The 21,784-nt window shown below is 59.2% G+C and carries 20 protein-coding genes and 1 tRNA gene; 2 read left to right on the plus strand and 19 right to left on the minus strand.

Annotation, left to right across the window (positions count from 1 at the left end; genetic code table 11):
- Nucleotides 1–13 precede the first annotated feature (13 nt).
- On the plus strand, nt 14–2,167 hold the full coding sequence (gene pta / locus DYI22_RS02110; RefSeq protein ID WP_213476366.1) for a phosphate acetyltransferase: 2,154 nt from the start codon (nt 14–16) through the stop codon (nt 2,165–2,167).
- A gap of 33 nt (nt 2,168–2,200) precedes the next feature.
- Here pta and der read toward each other — a convergent pair whose 3' ends face one another.
- From der to trmJ, 13 genes are all read right to left on the minus strand, one after another.
- The gene (gene der, locus DYI22_RS02115) at nt 2,201–3,622 is read right to left on the minus strand and encodes a ribosome biogenesis GTPase Der (RefSeq protein WP_213476367.1); all 1,422 of its coding nucleotides are present in this window, start codon (nt 3,620–3,622) and stop codon (nt 2,201–2,203) included.
- Nucleotides 3,623–3,677: 55 nt separating this feature from the next.
- A complete protein-coding gene (gene bamB / locus DYI22_RS02120; RefSeq protein WP_213476368.1) occupies nt 3,678–4,853 on the minus strand; it encodes an outer membrane protein assembly factor BamB in 1,176 nt (391 codons plus the stop codon).
- Nucleotides 4,853–5,509: a YfgM family protein gene (locus tag DYI22_RS02125; RefSeq protein WP_213476369.1), complete on the minus strand. Its 657-nt coding sequence runs from the start codon at nt 5,507–5,509 to the stop codon at nt 4,853–4,855. The genes bamB and DYI22_RS02125 overlap by 1 nt, the downstream gene beginning before the upstream one ends.
- A 49-nt stretch (nt 5,510–5,558) precedes the next feature.
- On the minus strand, nt 5,559–6,839 hold the full coding sequence (hisS, locus tag DYI22_RS02130) for a histidine--tRNA ligase (protein WP_213476370.1): 1,281 nt from the start codon (nt 6,837–6,839) through the stop codon (nt 5,559–5,561).
- Nucleotides 6,840–6,881: 42 nt separating this feature from the next.
- A complete protein-coding gene (gene ispG, locus DYI22_RS02135; protein WP_213476371.1) occupies nt 6,882–8,000 on the minus strand; it encodes a flavodoxin-dependent (E)-4-hydroxy-3-methylbut-2-enyl-diphosphate synthase in 1,119 nt (372 codons plus the stop codon).
- 35 nt (nt 8,001–8,035) lie between these two features.
- Nucleotides 8,036–9,079: a RodZ domain-containing protein gene (locus DYI22_RS02140; RefSeq protein WP_213476372.1), complete on the minus strand. Its 1,044-nt coding sequence runs from the start codon at nt 9,077–9,079 to the stop codon at nt 8,036–8,038.
- Complete coding sequence (gene pilW, locus DYI22_RS02145) at nt 9,072–9,842, minus strand: type IV pilus biogenesis/stability protein PilW (protein WP_213476436.1); 771 nt, start codon at nt 9,840–9,842, stop codon at nt 9,072–9,074. The genes DYI22_RS02140 and pilW overlap by 8 nt, the downstream gene beginning before the upstream one ends.
- A gap of 78 nt (nt 9,843–9,920) precedes the next feature.
- The gene (gene rlmN / locus DYI22_RS02150) at nt 9,921–11,033 is read right to left on the minus strand and encodes a 23S rRNA (adenine(2503)-C(2))-methyltransferase RlmN (protein ID WP_213476373.1); all 1,113 of its coding nucleotides are present in this window, start codon (nt 11,031–11,033) and stop codon (nt 9,921–9,923) included.
- 60 nt (nt 11,034–11,093) lie between these two features.
- Nucleotides 11,094–11,522: a nucleoside-diphosphate kinase gene (gene ndk, locus DYI22_RS02155; RefSeq protein WP_213476374.1), complete on the minus strand. Its 429-nt coding sequence runs from the start codon at nt 11,520–11,522 to the stop codon at nt 11,094–11,096.
- A gap of 69 nt (nt 11,523–11,591) precedes the next feature.
- Entirely contained in the window at nt 11,592–12,740 is a 1,149-nt protein-coding gene (locus DYI22_RS02160) for an IscS subfamily cysteine desulfurase (RefSeq protein ID WP_213476437.1), read from the minus strand.
- 24 nt (nt 12,741–12,764) lie between these two features.
- Nucleotides 12,765–13,262 (minus strand): Fe-S cluster assembly transcriptional regulator IscR, encoded by a 498-nt coding sequence (gene iscR, locus DYI22_RS02165; protein ID WP_213476375.1) that lies wholly within the window; start codon nt 13,260–13,262, stop codon nt 12,765–12,767.
- 77 nt (nt 13,263–13,339) lie between these two features.
- Nucleotides 13,340–14,119: a serine O-acetyltransferase gene (cysE, locus tag DYI22_RS02170; protein WP_213476376.1), complete on the minus strand. Its 780-nt coding sequence runs from the start codon at nt 14,117–14,119 to the stop codon at nt 13,340–13,342.
- The gene (trmJ, locus tag DYI22_RS02175) at nt 14,112–14,975 is read right to left on the minus strand and encodes a tRNA (cytosine(32)/uridine(32)-2'-O)-methyltransferase TrmJ (protein ID WP_213476377.1); all 864 of its coding nucleotides are present in this window, start codon (nt 14,973–14,975) and stop codon (nt 14,112–14,114) included. Before trmJ ends, cysE begins: the two co-directional genes overlap by 8 nt.
- Before the next feature lie 183 nt (nt 14,976–15,158).
- Here trmJ and DYI22_RS02180 point away from each other — a divergent pair, with 183 nt between their 5' ends.
- The gene (locus DYI22_RS02180) at nt 15,159–15,959 is read left to right on the plus strand and encodes an inositol monophosphatase family protein (RefSeq protein ID WP_213476378.1); all 801 of its coding nucleotides are present in this window, start codon (nt 15,159–15,161) and stop codon (nt 15,957–15,959) included.
- A gap of 71 nt (nt 15,960–16,030) precedes the next feature.
- On the opposite strand, the gene secF is transcribed toward DYI22_RS02180, so the two are convergent.
- From secF to DYI22_RS02210, 6 genes are all read right to left on the minus strand, one after another.
- Nucleotides 16,031–16,984, minus strand: a complete 954-nt coding sequence (gene secF, locus DYI22_RS02185) for a protein translocase subunit SecF (protein ID WP_213476379.1) — start codon at nt 16,982–16,984, stop codon at nt 16,031–16,033.
- Complete coding sequence (gene secD, locus DYI22_RS02190) at nt 16,977–18,848, minus strand: protein translocase subunit SecD (protein WP_213476380.1); 1,872 nt, start codon at nt 18,846–18,848, stop codon at nt 16,977–16,979. The genes secF and secD overlap by 8 nt, the downstream gene beginning before the upstream one ends.
- 76 nt (nt 18,849–18,924) lie before the next feature.
- Nucleotides 18,925–19,287: a preprotein translocase subunit YajC gene (gene yajC, locus DYI22_RS02195; RefSeq protein WP_228300739.1), complete on the minus strand. Its 363-nt coding sequence runs from the start codon at nt 19,285–19,287 to the stop codon at nt 18,925–18,927.
- A gap of 73 nt (nt 19,288–19,360) precedes the next feature.
- Nucleotides 19,361–20,479, minus strand: coding sequence for a tRNA guanosine(34) transglycosylase Tgt (gene tgt / locus DYI22_RS02200; protein WP_213476439.1), 1,119 nt, complete (start codon nt 20,477–20,479; stop codon nt 19,361–19,363).
- Nucleotides 20,480–20,493: 14 nt separating this feature from the next.
- Nucleotides 20,494–21,585, minus strand: a complete 1,092-nt coding sequence (gene queA, locus DYI22_RS02205) for a tRNA preQ1(34) S-adenosylmethionine ribosyltransferase-isomerase QueA (protein WP_213476381.1) — start codon at nt 21,583–21,585, stop codon at nt 20,494–20,496.
- 41 nt (nt 21,586–21,626) lie between these two features.
- Nucleotides 21,627–21,713: transfer RNA gene (locus tag DYI22_RS02210), tRNA-Leu, on the minus strand.
- Nucleotides 21,714–21,784 lie beyond the last annotated feature (71 nt).

Consider the following 21,784-nt stretch of genomic DNA (forward strand, 5'->3'; position numbering starts at 1 on the left):
AAAGGAATCCTTCATGGCGAAAAGTCTTTTTATAGCGCCCACTTCCATGGACTCCGGCCTTACGTCCGTCTGTCTTGGTCTGCTCCGTGCCCTTGAGCGCGTGGGGGTCAGCGTGGGCTTCTACAAGCCGTTCAGCCAGTCCGTTCACCAGGGCGAGAGCCAGCATAATGAAGGCAAGGACACCTCGGTAAGCTTCGTGCGCGCTCGCAGCCATCTCGAGCCACCCGACCCGCTGGATCTCAGGGAAGCCCAGCAACTTCTCAATAAGGAAAAATCTGACCAGTTGATGGAAACCCTCGTTGGGGAGTACCAGAAAGTCGCCAAAACCGTTGATGTGGTGATCATAGAAGGGCTGGTGCCGGATCGGAGCGAGGCCTATATCGCCCGACTCAACGTCGAAGTGGCCCGTAACCTGGGCTCCGAAGTAATCCTGGTCAGCACCCCGAAAGACTGCACACCCCAGCAACTGGACGAAGAGCTGGATTTCTCGGCGCGGCTGTTTGCCAACCCGTCGGACCCTGATGTTATTGGTGTCATCCTCAACAAGGTTGGCGAACCGGAGCGGTCCGAATTCACTCCTCGGGTCAATTCCGAGGCGTCGTCCGGCGACGTGGATTTTGCCACCCAGTGCAGTGTGTTCAGTGACGGCCGTTTTCGCCTGCTGGCCTGCATTCCATGGCAACCCGAACTACTGGCTGCGCGGGTGTCCGACATTGCCCGTGAGACCGGCATGCCCGTACTCTATGAGGGCCAGATGCATTCACGACGGGTGCAGAAAGTGTCTGTGTGTGCCCGCACCATCCGCAACATGGTCGACACGCTCAGGCCTGGCACCCTGATGGTGACCCCCGGCGACCGGGAAGACATCATCGTTGCCACCGCCGTCGCGGCCCTCAACGGTGTACCGCTGGCCGGGCTCATGCTGACCGGCGGGCTGATGCCGGATGATCGCGTCATTGATCTGTGCCGGCGGGCCCTTGATACCGGGCTACCCGTACTGAGGGCCGACAGCAACACTTATGAGACGGCGCACCAGCTCGCCAACCTGTCGAACGCCATCCCCATTGACGATCCGGACCGCATTGACCGGGCGATGGAAGCCGTCGCAACACGGGTGGACACTGACTGGCTGCAGGAACACCTGAAAGTACAACGGCAGAACCGCCTGGCGCCACCGGCGTTTCGCTATCTGCTATCGGAACGCGCCAGGGCTGCCGACAAGCGGATTGTGCTCCCGGAAGGCAACGAACCGCGTACGGTGCAGGCCGCAATCATCTGCCATCAGCGCGGGCTGGCCAAGTGCGCCCTGATCGGTGACCCGGCCGACATCCGCAACGTGGCCAGCTCCCAGGGGCTCGAGTTACCGGAAGACATCGAGATCATCGAGCCCGCCAAGGACCGGGAAAAATACGTCAATGCGATGGTGGAGCTACGCAAGCACAAGGGCCTGACCACTGACATGGCGGATGCCATGCTGGAAGACAATGTGGTGCTGGGGACCATGATGGTGGCGATGGACGAGGCCGACGGCCTGGTATCCGGTGCCATTCACACCACAGCGAACACCGTGCGCCCCGCACTTCAGCTCATCAAGACACACGACAATGCCAGGGTGGTGTCTTCGGTGTTTTTCATGCTTCTGCCCCAGCAGGTGGTGGTGTACGGGGACTGCGCCATCAATCCGGACCCGAACGCAGAAGAACTGGCGGACATTGCCATTCAGAGTGCCGAGTCAGCCGAGGCGTTCGGGATCGAACCCATCGTCGCGATGATCAGTTACAGCACCGGGGAATCCGGCAGTGGGCAGGATGTGGAGAAAGTCAGAGAAGCCACGCGAATTGCCCGGGAACGGCGACCGGACCTGCTCATCGATGGCCCGCTGCAGTATGACGCCGCGGCCATTGAAAGTGTTGGCAAGAGCAAAGCCCCGGACAGCAAGGTCGCCGGGCGTGCCACGGTGTTTATTTTTCCGGATCTGAACACCGGCAACACCACCTACAAGGCCGTACAGCGCAGCGCCAACGTGGTCAGCATTGGGCCGATGTTACAGGGCCTGAAAAAGCCGGTGAACGACCTGTCCCGCGGCGCTCAGGTGGAAGACATAGTATTCACGATTGCCATCACAGCGGTGCAGGCAAAGCAGGTGGCGGATGCGGGGCGGGACTGAGCCCCGCCTTTCAGGAAGGCATTTTGCCGCCGCTCAGCGCTTCTTGCTCTTCATCCGCGGCTTCTTCGTGCGCCTGCCAGCCTTGAGATCGTTGTCTTTCTTGACCTTCTGGCGTGGCGTCAGGCGGTCCACCTTGCCGGCAAACGGGTTCTCGCTGGAGCGGAACTCAAAGCGGATGGGAGAGCCGGTAACGCTCAGCACCTTGCGGAAGGTGTTTTCAAGGTAGCGCTTGTAGGAACCGGGAAGCGCATCCGTCTGGTTGCCGTGAACCACAATCACCGGCGGATTGGATCCACCCTGGTGGGCGTACCGAAGCTTGATACGCCGCCCGTGAACCATCGGCGGCTGGTGCTGGGCGATGGCGTCCTGCAGTATCGCCGTCAGCCGGTTGGTCGGCCACTTCGCCATGGCCGACTCATAACACGCCTGCACCGAGCCGTACATCACTCCGACTCCGGAGCCGTGCAACGCCGAAATATAGTGCTTGTCGGCGTAATCAAGGAAGTCGAGGCGACGCTGAACCTGTTCCTTTACCCGCGCGCGGTCTTCCGCATCCATGCCGTCCCATTTGTTGACGGCAATGACAAGCGAGCGGCCGGCATCCAGCACGAACCCAATCAGGTGGAGGTCCTGGTCCACCAGCCCTTCGCGGGCGTCTATGACCAGAATGACCACGTGGGCGTCGTCGATTGCCTGCAGCGTTTTGATGATGGAAAATTTTTCCACCGCTTCGCTGACGTTCTTGCGACGCCGCACACCGGCGGTATCGATCAGCGTGTACTGGGCATCCTGGCGTTCGTAGGGAATATAGACGCTGTCACGGGTGGTGCCGGGCATGTCGTACACCACCACGCGATCCTCGCCCAACATCCGGTTAACCAGCGTTGATTTGCCGACGTTCGGACGACCGACAATCCCGATACGAATACCCGGGTACCGCTCGGCGCGGTCCTGCTCTTCCCTCTCCTCTTCCGAGGGCAGCAGTTCCTCGAGCATTGACCGGATACCACGGTTGTGGGAAGCCGCAATCAGAAAGGTGGAGTCGTAGCCAAGACGGTAAAAATCCGCGGCCGCGATATCCGGGTCCTGGCCGTCGGTTTTGTTGACTACCAGATGCGCCCGCTTTCCGGTTTTCCGAAGGTGATCGGCGATCTGCTCGTCACCAGAGGTGAGGCCGGCCCGGCCGTCCACCAGGAAAAGGACGATATCGGCCTCTTCAACCGCCTGCAGCGACTGACGCGCCATTTCCGCATCCAGACCTTCCTCGTCACCGGTAAGACCACCGGTATCGATAACAATGAACCGCTGGCCCTCATATGTGCCCTCGCCGTATTTCCGGTCACGGGTCAGCCCGGGGAAATCCGCAACCAGGGCATCCCGGGACCGCGTCATCTGATTGAAAAGCGTCGATTTACCGACATTAGGGCGGCCGACAAGGGCAATTACAGGGGTCATAGTGTTCCGCTACAAGAGATTGACCGGGCCCTCATGGACCCGGGTGGGAAAACGATCAGTCGTCGTTTTCCCGGAGTTCGAGCACGCTCAGTTTACCGCTGTTCCCGAAAACCAGCAGATTGCCATTGCGAAGGCGTTGCGCAGGCACGCGCAGGCCATCGTCGTCAAATTCCAGTTGGCCCTGCAATGAACCATCCTCAAGCGCCATCATATGAATATAGCCCTCGAAGTCGCCCACCAGCAGATAATCATCATACACCACCGGTTGTGTCGTCTGGCGCCACGAGAGCCTGTCCTGAGTCCATAGCTCCCGGCGGTCCGCGCCCCGGTATGCAATGATGTCGCCGTTGGCCGACGAGACGTAGATATTGCCCGCCCCGATCATCGGAGAGTGCAGGCTCGACGCTGCGCGACTCCAGATCTCATCGCCGTTTCGCAGGTCCACCAACGCCAGTTTACCCTGGTAGCCAACCACCAGGGCGGCACTCTCGAGGATCAGCGGCTGGCTGGTGATATCCACCAGGCGCTCGAGCTCGGTGCGGCCCTGAGGCTCCCCGACTTCGTATTGCCACAGCGGCTGACCGGTTTCCGCCGACAGCGCCATCAGCTTGCCGTTGGTAAAACCGGCCAGAACCAGCTCAGTTCCCACCAGCGGCGGAGCGGCAGCACGGATCGACAGCACCGGCACCACACCATCGTACTGCCAGGTCAGCTCGCCCGTTGCGGTTGCAAACGCCAGCACTTTACCGTCGATGGTCTGAACAACCACCACGTTGCCGTTGGACTGGGGAGTGGCCAGCACCTCGTTGGGCAGGGCTGTCTCCCAGAGCACTTCACCGTCGTTGCGGGAAAGCCCCAGAAGTTTGGCATCCCGGGTTACCAGATAGAGCTGCTCACGATCACCGCCCACCCCGGCGAAGATCTGTTCGTCCAGATCCTGATACCAGTCCACTTTGCCATTTTCCGCCTGCACCGCATAAACGTCGCCGTTGGCGGCGGCCGCGTAGATCACCTCCCCGGTATTGAGTGGTGTCAGGTACAGAAACTGGTCACCATGGCCATTGCCCACGTCCATGGTCCATACCGATTCCAGTTCGACGGTCGAACTTATATCTGGTACCGGAGCCGGCTCCTCGATGGGTTCTTTAGTACTGCAGCCGGCAAGGATCATCGCCAACAGCGATGTCGCAACCAGACTGCCCCGTGATGACCGGTCAGCCAACCAGCGCATCAGGCACCCCCTTGCACGCCGAGGTCCGACAGCTTCAGTTCCAGAACGCCGCTGCGGCCCTGACTGCTCTGCTCTCGCGCCGCCAGATAAGCTTCACGTGCGCCGTCGCGATCACCCTGCGCCAGCAGGATGTCGCCTCTGAGTTCGGAATAAATCGCCGCAAAGGCGTCCGAATCACCGCCCTGCTCCAGGGTGGCGAGCGCCTGATCGTACTGTTCCGCCGCGAACTGGGCGCGGGCAAGACGGTTACGGATCACAAATGACAAGGCATCGCCAGCCTCCACTTTGCTCTGCGCCCATTGCAGTGATTCAATGGCCGCCGGGGCGTCGTTCTCATCCATCAGTTGCTGACGGGCCAGCAGCAACATGCCATAAATGGCGTAGGTGCTGTCGGCAAACTCTTCCTTCAGATTGTCTGCTACAAACGCCACGGTCTCGGCGCGGTTCTCATCAGACTCATCCCCAAAGGCATTGAGCAGGTTTGCAAACTGGGAGGCTGCCTCAGTGCGCTGCTGTTGCTGATGGCTCTGCCAGGCCTGCCAGCCAAACACGATGGCCAGAGCAGCGGCGATACCGATCAAGAGTGAACTGCCGTTCTTCTTCCACCAGTCCTTGATCGCCTGAACCTGTTCTTCCTCGGTGCGCATTTCAGCCATGATGACTCCTGTAATAAGCGTTGTTATAGGTATTCCGGCTACGCCCTGATCAGGCGCCCAGTATAGGTATGAGTGTTGTGGCGAGCTCAGCCTGTGCCAACGACTGCTGGGGCTCATCAGAGCGCAGCGGCTTCAGGCCGACCGTCGCAGTGTCGATCTCGTTGTCGCCGAGGATGACCGCGTAGCGGGCACCGCTGCGGTCCGCCTTTTTCATCTGGCTTTTAAAGCTGCCACCACCACAATGCGTCACAATCTTCGCGGCCGGCATGGCGGTTCGAAGGGTCTCGGCAAGTGCCAGTGCAGCGGGCACGGCGCGGTCTCCCAGCGCCGTAACATAGACGTCTGCATCGTTGTTCACGCCCGGCGGTACCAGGTCCAGGGTTTCCAGCAGGAGAATCAGACGCTCAAGCCCCATGGCAAAGCCCACAGCATCGGTCGGTTTCCCCCCAAGCTGCTCCACCAGACCGTCGTAGCGGCCACCCGCGCACACCGTACCCTGCGCGCCCAGGCTGTCGGTAATCCATTCGAAGACGGTTTTGCCATAGTAATCAAGCCCACGGACGAGGCGGGGATTGACGGTGTAGCGGATACCTGCCGCGTCGAGCAATTCACGAAGCCGGCGAAAATGCGCCAGGGATTCGTCGTCGAGGTAGTCATCGAGCTTGGGCGCATCGGTCAGCAGAGCCTGGGTATCCGGGTTCTTGCTGTCGAGAATCCGCAACGGATTGCTTTCCAGACGGCGCTGGCTGTCAGCGTCGAGGCGGTCGCGGAACCCGGACAGGTATTCCACCAGAGCTTCCCGGTAGGCCCGCCGTGCGGCCGAGGTTCCGATCGAGTTGATCTCCAGACGCGTGTGATCCGCCAGGCCCAGCTCTTGCCAGAGTCGCGCGGTAAGGATCAGCAGCTCCGCATCGATGTCCGGACCGCTCATACCGAAGCATTCCACGCCGATCTGATGGAACTGGCGGTAACGACCTTTTTGCGGACGTTCATGGCGGAACATCGGGCCGGTGTACCAGAGTCTCTGGGTCTGGTTGAACAGCAGGCCGTGTTCCTCGGCGGCGCGGACACAGCCCGCCGTTCCCTCGGGCCGGAGCGTCAGGCTGTCGCCGTTGCGGTCCTCGAAGGTGTACATCTCTTTTTCGACGATGTCCGTCACTTCGCCAATCGAGCGTTTGAACAGATCGGTCTGCTCGACGATAGGCATACGGATCTCCCGGTAACCGTAGCCGGAAAGTACCTTGCGGACCTTCGCTTCGACGAACTGCCAGATGGGAGTCTGTTCCGGCAGGATATCGTTCATCCCGCGAATTGCCTGAATCTTAGCCAAGTTAAACCCTTAATCTCGAATCTTTGGTCAGGATGCGACCGGTTACTCGCCCGAACGGGCAATGATGGCGTCTTCCTGCTCTTTGCGACGGGCGACCTCTTCCCGGATCAACCGCTCCAGGTCTTCGGTCAGAGTGCTGTTGTCCAGCTTCTGGTTCGGCTTCCCACCCATGTAAAACAGGTTCTTGGGGCTGCCACCGGTCAGCCCGATATCGGCCTCTTTGGCTTCGCCCGGACCATTGACAATACAGCCGATGATCGCCACGTCCATCGCGGTATTCACGTCCTCGAGCCGCGCTTCCAGATCGTTCATTGTCTGGATGACATCGAAGTTCTGGCGGGAACAGCTCGGGCAAGCGATAAAGTTGATGCCACGGCTGCGCAGGCGCAGGCTCTTGAGGATATCGTACCCGACCTTGACCTCTTGCACCGGGTCCGCCGCCAGGGATACACGAATGGTGTCGCCGATACCATCCATCAGCAGCATGCCCAGCCCGATCGAGGACTTGACGGTTCCGGACCGGAAGCCACCGGCTTCGGTAATACCGAGGTGCAGTGGCTGTTCAATCTGGGAGGCGATCTTGCGATAGGCCGCTACCGTCATGAAGACTTCCGAGGCCTTGAGGCTGACCTTGAAATCCTGAAAGTCGTGACGATCAAGAATGTCGATATGACGCATGGCCGATTCCACCAGCGCCTCGGGCGTTGGTTCACCGTACTTGCGCTGCAGTTCCTTCTCGAGCGAGCCGGCATTCACCCCGATACGAATCGGAATATTGCGATCCCGCGCGGCACTGATCACGGCACTCACCCGGTCTTCCCGGCCAATGTTGCCAGGGTTGATGCGCAGGCAATCCACTCCAAGCTCTGCCACACGCAGGGCTATCTTGTGGTCGAAATGAATATCCGCAACCAGTGGCAGTGATACTTTCGACCGGATCTGACCAAAAGCGTCCGCCGCCTCCATACTGGGCACAGATACCCGCACGATGTCAGCGCCGGCTTCCTGCAATGCCCTGATCTGGCCGACGGTGGCGTCAACGTCGCAGGTGTTGGTGTTGGTCATGCTCTGAACCGCGATCGGCGCATCACCACCCACCGGCACATTCCCCACCATGATCTGGCGGGATTTACGTCTTGTAATCGGAGATTCCTGTTTCATCTGGAGCTAACCAAAATAAAGTGTGTTCGGGATGTTCAGATTTCCAGTGAGAACTGGGTACGGTTGTTCACCACCCGGTAATCTGAAAGTTCAACAGGTTCACCCTGAAATCGTATGTCAGACACGGCGTCAACTGCTCCGATAACGACACTTAGCGGAGCCGGGCCGGACACATCAATCCGGTCACCCTCCCGCTGCAGTGAACTGACCAATCGGGCACCGCTGGAATCAGTCACCTCGATCCAGCAATCGTCATCAAAAGCCACCTCTAGCCGGCCGGTAAGCGGGCCATTCCCCGTTCGGGAGTCTTCCATCAATGCCGGCTCGGTGGAGCTGGTAACCACCGGAATCCGCGACTCGTCGAGCTCGTCATCCGCTTCTTCGTCTGCGCCCACCGCCCCGACCTCTGCCGCGGATTCTGCTACGTCGCTTTCCGGTGCGGCACTCTCAGTGTCTGCAGTGGGAGCCACGTCTTCCGGCGCGGGCTCTGTAATAGTCTGATCACTTTCATCTGGCGCCGCGAATTCCGGCTGCTCTGCTTGCTCGGCTTGCTCTGAGGCGTCTGCGGGAATCGCGGATGCAGATTCTGGTTCTGACTCCTGGCCGCCAGTTTCTTCAACCGCCGTTTCGTTCTCCGCCTCATCCACGGACTGGCCGCCGCCATCGTCCACAAACCGAAACGCAAAAAATGCCACCAGGGCTGCCGCCAACAGCAGAATCAACGCGCGGGCAACCCGGCGTTTCTGCCGTTTGCGCCGTTCGATGTCGACCAGCGGACTGGCTTCCATCGCCTGAACTTGCTGCTGGCGCAGCGGCTCCAGCTCCTGATCCAGGGATGAAACAATAGCATCGGCGTCCAGCCCGACCTGCTTTGCATAGGCCCGTACATAGCCTTTCAGGAACAGCTCGCTGCCGATCTGCTGATAATCGCCATTTTCTATCGACTGTATGATGGCGGGCCGAAGGTGCTGCGCGTTTGCAACATCGGCCACACTGAGCCCTTTTTGCTCCCTGCCCCGTCGAAGCTGGCTCCCCGCCGGCTCGCTCACTGGTTGCTGGACGTTTTCTTCATCAGTCATTAGAAATCAGCACTCTGTATTGTTGGTATTCAACTGACTCCGGAAAATTGTTCCTCAGTTGCAGTGCGAGACTCGATTCCCGGTTACGTTCATCAAAATGGCGCGCGATGCGAATGCCCGTCAGCAGGCTCTCAGGCGAATGGCGGTAACGTGGATTCTGGGCCATCAGCGTGGCCAGACGGCTATAGTAGCGGGACGCCGAACTGTAGTCCCCTGCCTTGACCAGGGTACGGGACAGCGCCAGCAGCGACTTGGGCTCGCCCCGGGACAGTTCTACCGAACGACGATAGGCGGCTATGGCGGCCTCGTTGTTGTCGAGACGCTCTTCACTCATCCCCAGATTGAAAAATACCGAAGCCCGATCGGGATACTTGGTGTCGGCGGAGGCTTCCCGGAACTGGTCCCGCGCTTCGCGGTACCGTCCCTCACCGTAGAGAAACGCCCCGAAATAGACCCTGCCGCGGGTGTAATCGCCGTCACTGGAAATGGCTTTACGAAATGACTCTTCTGCCAGCCGGGCCTCGCCGTCAGAGCTCTGCAGAAGTGCCATGGCTGACAGCGCGGCGGCATCGTCCGGCTTGAGCTCCAGGGCCCTTTCCAGGTGTTTGTTTGCGCGGTCGAGATTACCTTGGCTGATGTAAGCCGTGGCCAGCTGCACGTAGTTTTCGACCGCCTCGTCGCGGTCTTTCTCGCGGGAAAACCGGCTGTCGGAGACTGTCACGCAACCCGTGGCAAGAAACATGACCAGTACCACGGTCAGCATCGCGCGAATACTGTTGTCTCGGTTTACTGCCACGGTTCGCTCACTCCACAACTGTTGGTTTTCGAACGCTGCATCCAGTCAGGGATTGACCTGCTGAACCGCAATATATCGCTGGCTCCGTTTGGTCCGGTCATCGACCCGGCCAACCAGCTGCCCGCAGGCGGCATCAATATCATCGCCCCGGGTGGTACGCACCGTTGCGATATAACCCGCTTCATTCAGAATATTCTGGAAGCGGCGGGTTGCGTTCATGCTCGGCCGGCGGAAATCACTTTCCGGGAACGGATTGAATGGTATCAGATTGATCTTGCACGGCAGATCCCGCAGCAGTTCGGCAAGCTCCCGCGCGTGTTCCGGCTGATCGTTCATGCCCTCAATCACGGTATATTCAATGGTCGCCTTGCGCTTGTCCGGCAGACGCGCAAAGTACCGCTTGGTGGCCGCCAGAAGCTCGGCAATGGGATACTTTTTATTCAACGGAACCAACTTGTTACGCAGTTCATCATTGGGGGCATGCAGCGAAATGGCCAGTGAAACATCGGTAACTTCCGCCAGCCTGTCCAGAGCCGGAACAACCCCGGACGTACTCAGCGTCACCCGACGCTTGGAGATCCCGTAGGCCAGGTCTTCCATCATGAGATTCATGGCGTCGACGACATTGTCAAAGTTGAGCAGAGGCTCCCCCATGCCCATCATCACCACGTTGGTGATCGGGCGATCAGGACCTGGCTCGAACGGCATGAAGGCTTTTCTGGCCACCCAGACCTGCCCGATGACCTCGGCAGCGGTCAGGTTGCGGTTGAAACCGCGTTTTCCCGTGGAACAGAAGGTGCAGTCAAGGCTGCAACCGATCTGCGAAGAGACGCACAGGGTGCCCCGCTCGCCGTCCGGGATCAGCACGGTTTCGACACTGTTGCCGTTGTCCATGCGCATGACCCATTTGCGGGTACCGTCCTTCGACGTCTCATCATAGACCACTTCCGGGCCGCGGATTTCGGCAACCTCTTTGAGCTTCTCGCGCAGAGCCTTGCTCATATTGGTCATTTGATCGAAGTCATCGGCGCCCCGCTGGTGAATCCACTGCAGCATCTGCGTAGCACGGAAACGCTTCTCTCCCAGGGTTTCAAAGAAAGCCTCCATCTTGGCTTTCGGCATCCCCAGTAGATTGGTTTTTTCAGCGGCCGCTGTCATTTCATAACCTCGATCAGATAACCAATCCGGGGCGGGAGATTTCCCGCCCCGGCAGCAAAATCAGCCGCGCGGGCAGATCTCGCTGTCATTGAAAAAGTACGCGATTTCGCGTTCTGCGGAAGCCGCAGAGTCGGAACCGTGTACGGCATTCGCGTCAATAGACGAGGCGAAATCAGCACGGATGGTGCCAGCTTCCGCTTCTTTCGGGTTGGTGGCACCCATCAGATCACGGTTCTTCAGGATCGCGCCTTCACCTTCCAGCGCCTGAACCACAACCGGACCGGAGGTCATGAACGCAACCAGGTCATTGAAGAAAGGACGCTCTTTGTGCTCAGCGTAGAAGCCTTCAGCCTGCTCCTGGGTCAGGTGCATCATCTTGGCGGCTACAATGTTCAGGCCGGCTTTTTCGAAGCGGGTGTAGATTTCGCCGATGACGTTCTTGGCGACTGCGTCGGGCTTGATAATCGAGAGCGTGCGCTCATTTGCCATGATATTTCTCCAGTATGGTTCAGGTTAAAAATTCAGGGTTGAGATTATACGCAGTCCGGAGGCTACTGCCTACCGCACCGCGCGGAGACGCCCAACAACTTCAATGATTTGTGCCACCGCGAAATCCACTTCTTCCCGCGTGCTGTAGCGACCAAACGAGAAACGCAGCGCACGGTGCGCCTGTTCGTCATCAAGCCCGATGCCGCGCAACACAAACGAGGGCTCAATCGTGGCCGACGCACAGGCGGACCCGGAGGAAACCGCCAGATCCCGCAACCCCAGCATCAGCGACTCGGCCTCCACCCCCGCAAAGGACAGGTTCACAATCCCCGGCACGCGAGCCTCTTCGCTGCCATTGAGCGACACGCCGTCGAGCTGGGCCAGACCGTCAATAAACCGGGCCCGCAGGCCTTCCAGCATGGCCTCATCGTCTGCCAGCCGGTCCTGGGCCAGGGCAAACGCGGCGCCCATGCCAACAATCTGGTGGGTGGGCAGCGTGCCGGAGCGCATGCCCCGTTCATGGCCACCGCCGTGAATCTGGGCCTCGATCCGCACCTCCGGCGAACGACGCACGTAAAGCGCTCCGATACCCTTGGGGCCATAGACCTTGTGCGCCGACAACGACAGCAGATCCACCGGCATCCGGGTGACATCCACCGCCATCTTGCCGGCTGCCTGGGCCGCATCCACATGGAACAGGATACCGCGTTCCCGCAATAACGCTCCGATGGCGGCGATATCCGTCACACACCCGAGCTCGTTGTTGACCAGCATCAGGCTGACCAGGGCGGTGTTGTCCTGCAGTGCTTCGGCGACCTGGTCCGCGGTAATCCGGCCATTCCCGTGGGGTGTCAGCCAGGTCACCTCAACGCCCTGCCCCTCCAGCCACTTGCAGGTATCGACCACCGCTTTGTGTTCGATCACCGAAGTCACAATGTGAGCAGTCGTTCGGCCAGCAACCGCACCCTTGATGGCCAGGTTGTCCGACTCCGTCGCCCCGGACGTCCAGACGATCTCCCGCGGATCGGCGTGAATCAGTTCGGCGACCTGCTTGCGGGCATTCTCCACCGCGGCTTCCGCCTGCCAGCCATAGGCATGGGAACGGGACGCCGGATTGCCGAAAACGCCGTCCGGCGTGAGGTGGCGGATCATCTGTTCGGCAACGGCCGGATCAACGGGCGTGGTCGCCGCGTAATCCATATAGACGGGCTTTTTCATCATGGTATCGAGATTAAACTTGAGTCAGGCCGGCGTCTGTTCGTTCAGCCGCTCGGTATTGATAGTCTGGGAACCGGATTCCGACTGACGGCGATCCTGGCGGTCCGCCACGGTCTGGATTTCCCGTTTCTTCATCAGATCCGCAAGGCTGATTTCACTGAGGAACTGATGAATCTGATCGCTCAGGTCCGACCACAGATGATGGGTAAGGCACTTCTCACCATTCTGGCAATCGCCTTTATTTCCACAACGAGTGGTGTCGAGGGACTCGCTGACCGCATCAACCACTTCGGCAACAAATACCGAGGCCGCGTCACGGCTGAGGCGATAGCCACCACCCGGACCGCGGATACTGACCACGAGCTGGCGCCTGCGCAAGCGGGAGAACAGCTGCTCAAGGTACGAGAGGGATATTTCCTGACGGGCTGAAATGTCCGCAAGACTGACCGGCCCTTGGTCTCCGTGGAGCGCCAGATCCAGCATCGCCGTAACGGCATAGCGGCCTTTGGTGGTCAGCTTCATAGCATCAGCCCCGATGAGGGAATGAATCAGAATTCACAGCGCCGAGTATGAATTGACCTACCAAAACAGTCAAGTATTCACTGGTTGCGAGGCTCTTCATCCCGAACGCAGTCAAAATCCTCTTCGTCCAGTGGCGGCAGGGCGCCATTCTGGTACTCACTGTTCACCTTGCGCAGCGCCTTGCACATGTTTTCAATACGGTCGTCCACGGCATGCATGTGGTCCAGCAGACTTCGCATGGCGCGGGCCACCGGGTCCGGCATCTCTTCGGTTACGCCATAGGCGTCAAAGCCCATGCGCTCTTCCATTTCCTTGCGACGCAGCTCATCCCCCTCGACGGGCTTGCGCTTGACAATAATGCGCCCCGGAATACCCACCACCGTCGCGCCCGCCGGAACGGCTTTGGTCACCACGGAGTTCGACCCCACCTTGGCACCCTCGCCCACCTCGAATGGACCTAGAATCTTTGCGCCGGCGCCCACCACAACGCCATTGCCAATGGTGGGATGGCGCTTGCCCTTGTTCCAGCTGGTGCCGCCCAGGGTAACCCCCTGGTAGAGCGTCACGTCATCACCGATCACCGCCGTTTCCCCGATGACAACGCCCATGCCATGATCAATAAAAAACCGTCGACCGATGGTGGCGCCCGGATGAATCTCTATTCCGGTAAACCAGCGCGCGAGCGTGGAAATGGTCCGCGCCAGCCATTTCAGGCCTAGACGCCAGAGCCAGTGTGAAAACCGGTGAAACAGCAGCGCGTGCAGCCCCGGATAGTTCGTCAGCACCTCAAAGGTATTCCGCGCAGCCGGGTCCCGATGGAACACACTGCTGACGTCTTCCCTCAATCGCTCAAACATGATCTTCTTCCTGCCCACTCACGGGTTGGTCCGCTGCCTTCGGCTGACCGGTCTGTTTTGTTCCGGAAGATTTCTGCACGGCAGTGAGAATTCCCCTGAGAATATTGATCTCCATCTGATCCAGCTTCGCGCGCTGGAACAGCCGACGCAATCGGGTCATCAGTTGGCGGGGATTCTCGCGACGGTGAAAGTCGATATCCACCAACACCTGCTCCAGATGACCGAAGAAACCTTCCACATCACTGACCGGTGCCACGGGCACATCCCAGCCCTCATCGCCGGGCTCGGTCATCGCCTTTAGGTATGGGCTGCCTTCACCACCTTCAAGGCCTCGCAGAAAATGCATTCGCATTTCATAACTCACCACCTGTACCGCCATGGCCAGATTCAGCGAGCTGTAATCCGGATTGGAGGGTATATGGATGTGAAAATGGCAGCGCTGCAACTCGTCATTACTGAGACCGTGATTCTCGCGCCCGAACACCAGGGCGACAGGGCCTGCGGCGGTATGTTCAGCCGCTTTGGCCGCCGCTTCCGGCGGCGCTATCACCGGCCAGGGAACTTTGCGCCCGCGGGCACTGGTGCCCATCACCAGAACACAGTCGGAAATCGCCTCATCCAGCGAGGACACAACCCGGGTATTGTCCAGAACGTCGGAAGCACCGGCGGCGCGGGCGTAAGATGCCTCATCCGGAAACGACGCCGGATTGACCAGATACAGGCTACCCAGCCCCATGTTCTTCATGGCGCGAGCCACTGCGCCGATGTTTCCCGAGTGGGAGGTTTCTACCAGTACAATGCGGAGCTGATCCTGAAACGTGTCTGTGCCTTCCTGCGGAAGTGCCGGCTTGTGCATGGAGCATGTTCTCTGTGATTACGTTCGGGTTCGCAATGATAGCAGATTCCGCGGCGCCCTTGCCTCTCCGAACATCCCGAAACCCGGTGCTATCCGTGACATTGCTAAGGCAAAAAACATACAAGGGGGCTCATCTTTTGCTATGATACGCGACCTTCACACACCCGGATAATGAACACTCAGATGCAACCAGCAATCAAAATGGCCTTGCGCGTCGCGCGTCAGGGGTCTGACTATCTGAAAGCACATTTCGAGCGCCAGGAACCCAACAGCAAGGACGACGCCGATCGTCGCAGCCAGTTGGAACGGGTTGAAACGTCGATTTACGGCAACTTTACCGAGCAGCTCGAAAAAGCCTACAAAGACCACACCATTGCGCCGATGGGCGAATCCGATGCGGGCGGCAGCGACAAGAGCTGGCATATTTTTCCGCTGCTCGGGCGTGAGAATTTCCTGCGGGGCATTCCGGATTTTGCCCTGGCCCTGGTGCAGAAGAAGAACAACCGCGCAGAGAACCTGCTGCTGGTCAATCCGATCACCGGTGAGGAATACTCGGCCAGTCGCGGCCACGGCGCCGCACTGAACAGTCGTCGCGTCCGCACCAGCGAAATCCGCCAGACTCAGCAAGCGGCCATCGCAAGCAACCTGCTCGATCAGGCCCGCAGCGGCGACGATCCCTTGCTGTGGGGTGAAATGGCGTCGGTTATTGCGCGTGAAACCGGCATGTTCCGCACCTCCGGCTGCGTGGCGCTGGATATCGCAAGGGTTTCCGCCGGGCACCTGGACGCCGCCATCATTTTTCGCCCCGAAGCCGCCGATCTCGACATTGGCATCAGCCTCGCCATGGAATCGGGCGCGCTGACTGGTGACTTCTCCGGCAATCCTTCGACGGGCCAGGCCCGCCAACTGGTTGTTGCCAATCCGAAGCTGTTCCGCGAAGTATTGAAAGTACTGCACCCGTTCCGCGGCCGACTGCCGCGCTGATACCGGAAAGCGGACAATAAAAAAGCCGCACCCTGAGGGGTGCGGCTTTTTTTATGGCCATGGGCCGGATGTCACATCCGGTTCAGCCACTCCGGAGGCTGCTCTTCCTCTTCCTGATCCACCGCTCCTTCCTTGGCAGGCACCATCAGGTCTTCCCGGCTCACACCGAGCACCATCAACATGTTTGCTGACACATAGATGGAGGAATAGGTACCAACCACCACGCCGATCATCAGCGCCAACGCAAAGTTATTGATGGCCTCGCCACCGAACAGGTAGAGCGCCAGAAGCACCACAAGTGTCGTACCGGAGGTGTTGATGGTACGGCTTATGGTCTGGTGAATGGACTCGTTGATGATGAACCAGGAATCCCCTTCCCGCAGTTTGCGGAAGTTCTCCCGGATTCGGTCCGCAACCACGATGGTGTCGTTCAGCGAGTAACCAATGACCGCCAACAGGGCCGCCAGCACGGTCAGATCAAAGGTCCACTGGAACAGCGCGAATACGCCAAGAACGATAATGACATCGTGGGCCAACGGCAGTACCGAGGCGATACCGAATTTGAACTGGAAGCGCATACCGACATAGATCAGTACGACGGCCAGCGCGATCAGCAGCCCGAGACCGCTGTCTTCTTTCAGCTCCTCACCTACCTGGGAACCCACGAACTCGGAGCTGACCAACTCGAGCTCAGCCCCGGACGCAGACAACGCACCGGTGACTTCGCGGGCAAGCTCATCGTTACCGGACTCGCGCATCCGCACCAGAACGGTGGTGTCCGAACCGAAGTTCTGCACCACAAAGTTGCTGTACCCGGCTTCATTCAGGGTGGTGCGCACTTCAGCCAGCGCCGGGGCCTGCTGATATTCCAGCTCGACTGAGGTGCCCCCGGTAAAATCCATGCCCAGATTCAGGCCACGGGTGGCCAATAGCGCGATAGAGACAATAATCAGGGTGATGGAGAAAACGGAAGCAATCTTCCGTATTCCCATGAAATCAATAGGCTTCTTCTGTGTATCAGACATTAGCCAGCTTTCCTCCGATCGACAGCTTCTCGATCTTGCGACCGCCGTATACCAGGTTCACGATGCTGCGGCTGACCATCAGGCCGGAGAACATCGACGTGAGAATACCGAGGCACAAGGTGATGGCGAAGCCTTTCACCGGGCCAGAGCCCATGGCGAACAGAATCACGGCCACCAGAAGTGTGGTGATGTTGGCGTCGACAATTGACACAAACGCGCGGGAGTAACCCGAATTAATAGCCGATTGGGGCGGAACCCCCGCCTTGAGTTCCTCACGTATGCGCTCAAAGATCAGTACGTTGGCATCGACCGCCATACCCACTGTCAGCACAATACCGGCAATACCGGGCAACGTCAGGGTAGCCGACAGGATCGACATGCAGGCAATCAGCATCATCAGGTTCAGGGTCAGGGCGACGTTGGCAATCATACCGAACCCGCGGTAGTAGATCGCCATGTAGACAAGTACCAGTGCGAAGCCCAGCGCCACCGACATCATGCCGGCATCAATGTTCTTCTGCCCCAGGCTCGGACCGATGGTGCGTTCCTGAACAAAGTACATGGGCGCAGCCAGAGAACCGGCTCGCAGCAACAGCGCCAGTTCCGAGGCTTCGGGTATCGAATCCAGACCGGTGATGCGGAAACTGCTGCCAAGCGCGGACTGGATGGTTGCAAGGCTGATGATGCCCTTCTCCACCACCCGCTCTTCGACGGACTGCATTTCCCCGTCCACCATTTGCTGCTGGGTTTCGGTCTTGTATTCAATGAACAATACCGCCATCCGACGCTGAATGGCGTTACGGGTGGCGCGGTTCATCAGGTCTCCGCCCACCGAATCCATGGTGATGTTGACCTGGGGCTGGCCGTTTTCATCAAAGGCCTGCTGAGCGTTGGAGACGTTATTACCGGTAACAATGACCTCCCGCTCAAGACGGGCGGTTCGCTGCGGGTTGTCACGGAATGGGAAAGACTCCGTTTCGGCTGATGGCGCATCCTGGCGGGCCTCCAGACGGAACTCCAGGTTGGCGGTAGCGCCCAGAACCCGCTTGGCCTGCGCCGTATCCTGAACACCGGGCAGTTCCACAATGATACGGTCAGCGCCCTGACGCTGCACCAGCGGTTCGGCGACACCCAGCTCATTTACCCGGTTACGGATCGTGGTGAGGTTCTGTTCCAGGGCATAATCCTGAATGGATTTTACTTCCTGCTCAGACAACGACAGAACGATTTTCAGTTCGTCCCCGTCGGTTTGTTCGTCCATCAGGAACTGGTTGTACTGATCGCGGATCAGACTGAACGCTTCGCTGCGCGACTGCTCGTCGCGGAAGCTGAGAACGATTTGGCGCCCTTCAAGATCACCGCCGCGATAGCGGATGCGTTCTTCCCGAAGTTCGCGCTTGATTTGCCCCGACGTGGCCTCAAGGCGCTGCTCAACCGCCGTTTCCATGTCCACTTCCAGCAGGAAGTGAACACCACCGCGCAGATCCAGGCCCAGCTTCATCGGCCCCGCACCCAGGCTTCTCAGCCAGTCCGGGGTGGACGGCGCCATGTTCAGTGCCACCAGGTAATCGCTACCCAGGGCTTCCTGAACAACCGGGCGCGCTTTCAGTTGGTCGTCACCGTTCTGTACCCGGATCAGCCCGTTCCTGTCCTGCAACTCGCTGCTTTTGACGGCAATACCTTCCGCTTCCATGGCGTCCAGAGCACGGTCGAGAATACGCTGATCGATCTCGGTGCTGCTTCTGGCACCGGTAATCTGTATGGCGTGGTCGTCAGGAAACAGGTTGGGTAAGGCGTAGACAAACCCGATCACCAACGCGATCAGGATAATCAGGTTTTTCCAGAGCGGGTACTTGTTAAGCATGGGTTCCCTTTATAGCCGGCCCGGGGACCGGCTCTGAAATGTCGGCTTGGCAAATTCAGTCTGGCGAGGCGCCGGTTCAGATATCTTTCAGCGTGCCTTTGGGCAGCGCGGCAGCAACCGCTACTTTCTGCACCTTGATTTCCACGTTGTCGGCCACTTCAACCACGATGAAATCGTCGGTCACCTTGGTGATACGGCCAGCAACACCGCCGGAAGTCACTACTTCATCACCCTTGTTGAGGCCGGACATCAGTGCCTTGTGCTCTTTCGCACGCTTGGACTGCGGACGCCAGATCAGGAAATAGAAAATCAGGATGAAGCCGGCGAAGAAGATCACCTGCCCCATAACACCCATGCCCTGGGCGGCCGGGTCCTGGGCCATGGCCAGTGACGGCAGAAACGCAATAAGGGCAGCAACAAGCAGCTTGATCGATTTCATTCAAAGTCTCCGTTATTTGAGATAACTGTTTTCAATCGTTAATGGGTCTTTTCGACCTGCCGGGACAGAGGCATCAGTCCGCCAGCGGCGGCACAGACTCCCCTCGGCGGGTGTAGAAGTCGTGAATAAAGTCCGACAATGTACCTGCTTCAATAGCGCCACGCAATCCGGCCATGAGGTTCTGGTAGTACCTCAGGTTGTGGATGGTGTTGAGCTGGGAGCCAAGCATTTCTCCACATTTATCCAGATGATGCAGATAACTTCTCGAAAAGTTCTGGCAGGTGTAGCAGTCGCAGCTGGTGTCCAGCGGACCGGTATCGTGACGGTTCCTGGCGTTGCGGATCTTGACGATTCCGGTGGAGGTGAACAGATAGCCGTTACGGGCGTTGCGGGTCGGCATCACGCAATCGAACATATCCACCCCGCGGCGAACCGCCTCGACCAGATCCTCAGGCCGACCCACCCCCATCAGGTAACGGGGCTTGTCCGCCGGCATCCGCGGTGGCAGATGATCGAGGATGCGGATCATGTCTTCTTTGGGCTCACCCACCGACAGGCCGCCAATGGCGTAACCGTCGAAGCCGATGTCGGTCAGGCCAGCCAGGGATTCATCCCGCAGGCCCTCGTACATGCCGCCCTGGACAATACCGAAAAGCGCGGCCGGATTGCCCGCGTGGGCATCCTTGCTGCGTTGGGCCCAGCGCAGGGAAAGCTCCATGGATTCCCTGGCCTGTTTTTCAGTCGCGGGGTATGGCGTGCACTCGTCGAAGATCATCACGATGTCGGAACCCAGGTCGCGCTGGACCTGCATGGCAATTTCCGGGTTCAGCTTCACGGGCGAGCCATCCACCGGGGAGCGGAAGGTGACACCCTCCTCGGTAATCTTGCGCATTTCACCGAGACTGAACACCTGGAAACCGCCGGAATCGGTGAGGATCGGCCCCTGCCACTGGGTAAAGTCATGCAGATCGCCGTGGGCCTTCACGACCTCGGTGCCCGGGCGCAGCATCAGGTGGAAGGTGTTCCCCAGGATGATCTCTGCGCCAATCTCTTTGATGTCCCGCGGGAGCATGCCCTTGACGGTGCCATAGGTGCCCACCGGCATGAACGCCGGCGTTTCCACGGTGCCCCGGGGAAAGGTCAGTCGCCCGCGGCGGGCGCGGCCGTCTTCCCCCAGCTTCTCGAACGACATAAAGCAGGATTCACTCACGATTTCACTCCGCTGTCTGGATCGGCTGCCCCGCTGTGTGCACGCAGGGTGCCCAGGCTCGGCTCCTGGCCAGTAATGAACATAGCGTCACCATAACTGAAGAAACGGTATTTCTCCCGAACGGCCTCGGCATACGCCGCCATCACATTGTTATAGCCGGCAAACGCACTGACCAGCATGATCAATGTCGATTCTGGCAGGTGGAAATTGGTGACCATGGCATCCACGGTCTGAAAGCGATACCCGGGATGAATAAAAATATCGGTTTCGCCACGAAACGCCCGGAGCACGCCACCGCGACTGGCAGATTCCAGCGAGCGAACCGACGTTGTGCCAACGGCCACCACTCGCCCACCCCGGGCGCGTGTGCGATTCACGGCCTCGACCGTTGCCTCGGGTACATGAGCCACCTCACTGTGCATTACGTGGTCTTCGATGCGATCCACTCGCACGGGCTGAAACGTGCCCGCGCCCACATGCAGCGTGACCCAGGCCACCTCCACACCAGCGGCCTGCAATCGCTCGAGCATGGCCTCGTCAAAATGTAGACCCGCCGTGGGTGCAGCGACCGCACCGGCTTCACGGGCGTAGACGGTCTGGTAACGCTCCCGATCCGAGGTTTCGTCCGGACGATCCACATACGGTGGCAGCGGCATATGGCCTATGCGCTCGAGCAGGTCGAGGATATCCTCCCCGCTGCCACATTCCAGGTGAAACAGAGCGTCGTCGCGGCCGGTCATCTGCAGGGCAGTGCCATCTTCAAGAATCACGCTCTGGCCCGGCTTCAGCGCCTTGGAGGCGCGCACATGGGCAACGATCTCGCGCTGACCCAACACCCGCTCGACCAGTATCTCAACCTGGCCGCCGGATTCCTTGCGCCCGAACAGTCGCGCAGGGATAACCCGGGTATCGTTGAAGACCAGCAGGTCTCCTGGCTGAAGCAGTTCGGGTAAATCGGTAAATCGCAGGTGACTGACATTCCCGGACAGGCCATTGAGGCTTAACAATCGGGAAGCGCTGCGCTCTTTGAGTGGATACCGGGCGATGAGTTCATCCGGCAGATCAAAGTGGAAATCGGAGACATTCATTGAATGGACTGTTCACGACACCGCGTACTGCGGCTTGTAAGTGGTAGCGGCGGGCGGACTCGAACCGCCACGGGTTTTACCCCAACGGATTTTGAATCCGTCGTGTCTACCAATTTCACCACGCCGCCATCGGAGAGTGCTGGGGATTATACTGAGCCTGACTCCGAAAGCAATAACAAGCGCCGCACTTCCCTGTGCC

It is taken from the genome of Marinobacter lipolyticus (assembly GCF_018424605.1).
Classification (GTDB): domain Bacteria; phylum Pseudomonadota; class Gammaproteobacteria; order Pseudomonadales; family Oleiphilaceae; genus Marinobacter; species Marinobacter lipolyticus_B.